Origin of the sequence: Moorena sp. SIO4A5 (genome assembly GCF_010672005.1) — a bacterium.
Classification (GTDB): domain Bacteria; phylum Cyanobacteriota; class Cyanobacteriia; order Cyanobacteriales; family Coleofasciculaceae; genus Moorena.
Window position 1 is genome coordinate 1 of the sequence record NZ_JAAHHZ010000239.1, and the last position, 4,303, is coordinate 4,303.

Annotated in this window: 7 protein-coding genes; all 7 read right to left on the reverse strand. The window is 38.6% G+C overall.

The window, feature by feature from the left end:
- Window positions 1-123 precede the first annotated feature (123 nt).
- The 7 genes from F6K57_RS33565 to F6K57_RS33595 all read right to left on the reverse strand — a co-directional run bounded on the left by F6K57_RS33565 (window position 124) and on the right by F6K57_RS33595 (window position 4,131).
- On the reverse strand, window positions 124-324 hold the full coding sequence (locus F6K57_RS33565; protein WP_293072286.1) for a hypothetical protein: 201 nt from the start codon (window positions 322-324) through the stop codon (window positions 124-126).
- Window positions 325-458: 134 nt separating this feature from the next.
- Entirely contained in the window at window positions 459-1,217 is a 759-nt protein-coding gene (locus F6K57_RS33570) for a peptidylprolyl isomerase (RefSeq protein WP_293072287.1), read from the reverse strand.
- A gap of 250 nt (window positions 1,218-1,467) precedes the next feature.
- Window positions 1,468-1,908 (reverse strand): hypothetical protein, encoded by a 441-nt coding sequence (locus tag F6K57_RS33575; protein WP_293072288.1) that lies wholly within the window; start codon window positions 1,906-1,908, stop codon window positions 1,468-1,470.
- Window positions 1,909-2,012: 104 nt separating this feature from the next.
- Window positions 2,013-2,300, reverse strand: coding sequence for a hypothetical protein (locus tag F6K57_RS33580; RefSeq protein ID WP_075895637.1), 288 nt, complete (start codon window positions 2,298-2,300; stop codon window positions 2,013-2,015).
- Window positions 2,301-2,568: 268 nt separating this feature from the next.
- Window positions 2,569-2,841: a hypothetical protein gene (locus F6K57_RS33585; RefSeq protein ID WP_075895639.1), complete on the reverse strand. Its 273-nt coding sequence runs from the start codon at window positions 2,839-2,841 to the stop codon at window positions 2,569-2,571.
- A gap of 410 nt (window positions 2,842-3,251) precedes the next feature.
- Window positions 3,252-3,524 carry a hypothetical protein gene (locus tag F6K57_RS33590; protein ID WP_293057041.1) on the reverse strand — a complete coding sequence of 91 codons (273 nt, stop codon included), beginning with the start codon at window positions 3,522-3,524 and terminating at the stop codon, window positions 3,252-3,254.
- Window positions 3,525-3,813: 289 nt separating this feature from the next.
- Complete coding sequence (locus tag F6K57_RS33595) at window positions 3,814-4,131, reverse strand: hypothetical protein (RefSeq protein WP_293072289.1); 318 nt, start codon at window positions 4,129-4,131, stop codon at window positions 3,814-3,816.
- Window positions 4,132-4,303 lie beyond the last annotated feature (172 nt).

Here is a 4,303-nt window from a genome sequence, read left to right on the forward strand (position 1 = left end):
CACACCGATACGATTTATTCAGTCACTTGTCTAAATCATATCGTTATAGAGGTGGAGCGGGACGGGTTCACCCTCCCGCGTAACAACCTTTTAGAATCCCCCGTGCTTTAGCCGGGGGAGATGTCAAGTCAACTGCCTACTAGAAGAAGCATAGCAAGAGGATGAACTTCTGCTATAAATTCTGCCACTAGAGTCTCTTTTGACAGTAACCTCTTGAATAATGGTTGCTTCATCCCCAGAGGCACTTGCTGTACTTTCTGCTTGGACTACAACCGTACCATCTGGTGAAACTATCCATTTTCTGATTTTCTGGGAGCGTCTCATGGTTACATCACTCTAGTTAGTAATTTTAGTTAGTAATTTTAGTTATGAGGTAGATTCAATTTTATTACCCCTGCTGCGTTCGCGCCCCGCGTGGCCCACGGCCTCAGTCCCTAAAACCAATAATAGCATTGGGATTATTCCCCAGTATTGATGGTACTTGTTTCACTATGGATCATATAGTTAACTTCAGTATTGAGCCACTCTTGAAACATACCCTGTAAAATTTCTTTAGACTTTTCTTCGGTTAATTCAGCTCGAATAAATTCTTCAACTAAGAAAAGATGATATCCTTGTTCGGTGTGCAGGGGATGAGTTACTTCTCCTGGCTGAACACTAAAGATAACGGCAGCTATCTCAGGCTTAAAGCTCCAGCGAGGCAACTTTCCTTCATAGCCACACCGTCGCTGCCTTTCTGGGTCTATATCATAGAAATGAGCAGCTTCATAAAAACTAATTTCTCCTTCCTCAATCTGATAGAAAAGCTCCTGAGCAATTTCCTCAGAATCCACCAGAATTTGATAAACCAAAACTTGCTCAAAGTCTAGTCGATTTTGAGCAAAGCTTTTTTCGACATGCTTATAAAATAAGGACTCAGCAAGCTTTTGGGCAAGCAAGCGATCGCTAATTCCCGCTTCCCAATCCTCTGCTGTCACCATCTGATCTGCCAGCCAGGCCAATGTTTCTGCTGCTTTTTCCAAACGATTGGCATAACGGATCTCATCCGCCTGAGCTTGCACGTCTTCTGGTGTTACTGTTATCCCTCTTTCTTCAGCCGCTTTACTGATAACTCGTTGATACAAAACTTTTTGACAGATGCCCTTGAGATGCATCTCCTTTTTCAAGGAGTACATAATTTCCTCTGGAGTCACCGATGCTTTGGAAAGATCAACCATTACACCCGATTATTAACTATAACTGGAACTACTTACAGTCTTAGTCAGATTTAGCTGAGTCAACCGTCTGACTATTATCATCATACAAAAAGCAATTGCTAAGCTCTGCCAAGTTGCCGAATTGAGGGAGGAGTATTTGCCAGTAAAACCGAGAGTTAAAACTTATCCCTGAATCCAAATACCTCACCCCTCAATCCTACTTGTGAGCCAGCACACAGAAACTAGATTAAATTTTATGAAGCTTATAGCTTTATAAGTATGTAGAAACGCTCATACTAAAAAAAGTTTCCTTAATCTCAGGTACTGAGAAATCATCAGTACCAGCGCTAGCTCCAACAATACCCATAGTGTTTGCGGGCTTAATAACAGATGCTTCCACTGTACTCGTACTGATTTGGGAATCAGGATCGATGCTGATGGCATTACTAATAGTACTTGAGCCCTCAGAATTTACTTCCGATACAGATTGAATTCCAGAAACACTAGACTTCATCGTTTTATATGAGCCAGGTAAAGTCCATAACTGAAAACTATGAAACATAATCGTATTTTTTTTTGCTACTAATGGAACAAGTAAAAAACATTTTTGTTTAGAAAAAAAATTCCTAAACTTATTGAATTTTTCGAGATCAAATAACCTTAAACTCAGGGAACAATAATCTAGAACAACAGTATCATAAAAGGGATGCACAACTTAAAGCCCTTGTTACTATTGCTAGTTTGCCTATTGCCTTTTCCATTAAAAGAATAAGCAATATTGATTATGAGCTGGAAAGCGGCTATATATTTGTTAATTTACCCAATGAAACCATAAATGGCAAAGGCGTCGCTTCTAGAATTACCCGAGAAAAAAGGATCCCTAGATGTAGCATGAGCTCTTACATTACCTTGAGAAAAGAACGGGTCTACATCGGTAAAGCCTGTTACTGAAGTATTGGTATGCTGACCAAACGCATGGGCATCACCATTAATGGTAGCGAAGCCAGGACCAGCGAAGGCTTCAGCAGAAGTAAAAGCAAAACCACCTAAAATAGGGTGGTCTGTTGCCTCCAGCTCGAAATATTCTAATTCAGAAATGTTCATGAATGATTCTCCTGCTTAAATCAGATAATCGTTAGTTTTCCCCGGGAGCATTTAATTGTAATTGATAACACATAAAAGCGACTAAAATATAGATTGCAAGCATTATTTTAAGTGAGTATGGCTTAAAATAATTCCGCTACCAATCAACAACAATTTAATGCTACCATTGTGATTAATGCTACGGAGAGATGTTACTAATTTTTGCATCTTTCCGTAGCATTTAATAATCAAAAATTACTACTCTAGGCTATTTCAGCCATCACTCTTTTTAGTGGAAAAAGAAGAAGGGTGAAGAAGTAGCAGATACTGCATGTAGGGTAGATTGAGAAGCACCAGGAGCAGTTCTGGTAGCGCCCTGGACGTTGGTGAAGGTACCTGGACCAAAGGCTTCTGCAAGACCATCAACTCTTGCTGTGTTACCGAAAACGTTGGCACCTACGTTAACGAAGCCATTAACTCCAAAAAATTTGGAACCGGAGGCACCTACAACGTTGGGTTGTTCAGCAGCATTCTCTAGATGATTTAGATCAGAAATAATCATTGGTTAATTTTATCCTTTGTAGTTTACTGTGTTAGACCTATTGGTCATTTTGTACTCCAATTAAACTGGCATAGTTCAAATAACTTTATCGCCGATTTTTAAATATATCTAGTTATTTATGGTTTTAGATAACTAGATAGCGATTGACTATTTGTTAGCCAGTAAAATGAAGTGATTCGATTCAAGGTAAACCTGAGTGTAATCGTCCTGATAGATAATTAAATTTAATTAATGTAGTCTATTGGGATATGAATACACCCTGATTTATCAATCACTTAATCAGGAACTTTTCGTGACTAAGTACTAACGGCTTATTGTGGAGAAGCCAATATTTAAAGACTTGAGCATTGATAGCTTTAAGTTTCAACTACTACTCTAAGCAGTTTTCTTAATAATGCTTATCAGAAGAACTAATGAGAAGAAGTAGCAGACGTTGCATTGAGACTAGAGTGGGAACCATTATCAGTAGCTCTCGTATAGGCATTGATGTTGCTAAAAGTCTTGTACCCATACGCCTCTGCGTTGACGTTAACCGTAGCTACCTTTCCTATAATGTTGGTATAGACGTTAATAGATCCGCTATATCCAAAATCGTTGTAGTAAGGTGGGGAGTAGTGAGAGCCACCCACAACCTTGGGGTCTTCAGCAATAGTTTCTAAATGATTTAGATCAGAAATAATCATTATTTAATTTTAGAATTTATTTTGTGTTAATAAATCTGTTTAGGTTACACTCCAATTAAACTAGCAATTTTCAAAATGTTTGTCTCGCCAATTTGGCAATTAACCTCTTGAGTCCTTGTTTGAGATGACTATTGGCTATTGACTATCCTGAAGCTATACAACTTAAGCAATCAAAGGTAAACCTGAGTGTAATCATGTTCATATAGAACTGAAGGTACTGTATTCTATTAGGATATGAAGACAGCCAGGTTTGAAAGTTAATTAATCAGGAAAATATCCTGACTAATTACTACTGGATAGCAGAGAATCCAATACCTTGAGACTTGGAAGCAGTTACGCCACCTTGCTCAAGAGTCAAGAAGAAGCTCTCTTGCTTACTAGCAACATTCTTACCTGTATCGCTTTGAGCTTCAGAAGCAGTATTACCGGAAGCAGTAGCAGTATTACCGATATCTACTTTAACGTTAACTGTAGTATTGAAAAGTTCATTTTCTTCGATGCTGCTGGTAGTGCTGAAAATGCTGGTGAAGTTGTTGCTTAAAGAAAGTCCACCTTGAACTTTGCTAGCTTCAACGGACTCTAGATGATTTAGGTCAGAAATAAGCATTGATTTTCTCCTTCTTGGTTGTTAATTTTATTGGTAACGCCGAGGATTGACTATCCTGAAGCAATCACACTGAAGCAATCAAACCTAAACCTGAGTGTAATCATGTTCATATAGAACTGAAGGTACTGCATTCTATTAGGATATGAAGACACCCAGGTTTAAAAGTTAATGA

Coding starts and splice junctions, on each gene's coding strand:
- F6K57_RS33565 (WP_293072286.1), bottom strand. CDS start 324: ATGAGACGCTCCCAGAAAATCAGAAAATGGATAGTTTCACCAGATGGT.
- F6K57_RS33570 (WP_293072287.1), bottom strand. CDS start 1,217: ATGGTTGATCTTTCCAAAGCATCGGTGACTCCAGAGGAAATTATGTAC.
- F6K57_RS33580 (WP_075895637.1), bottom strand. CDS start 2,300: ATGAACATTTCTGAATTAGAATATTTCGAGCTGGAGGCAACAGACCAC.
- F6K57_RS33585 (WP_075895639.1), bottom strand. CDS start 2,841: ATGATTATTTCTGATCTAAATCATCTAGAGAATGCTGCTGAACAACCC.
- F6K57_RS33590 (WP_293057041.1), bottom strand. CDS start 3,524: ATGATTATTTCTGATCTAAATCATTTAGAAACTATTGCTGAAGACCCC.
- F6K57_RS33595 (WP_293072289.1), bottom strand. CDS start 4,131: ATGCTTATTTCTGACCTAAATCATCTAGAGTCCGTTGAAGCTAGCAAA.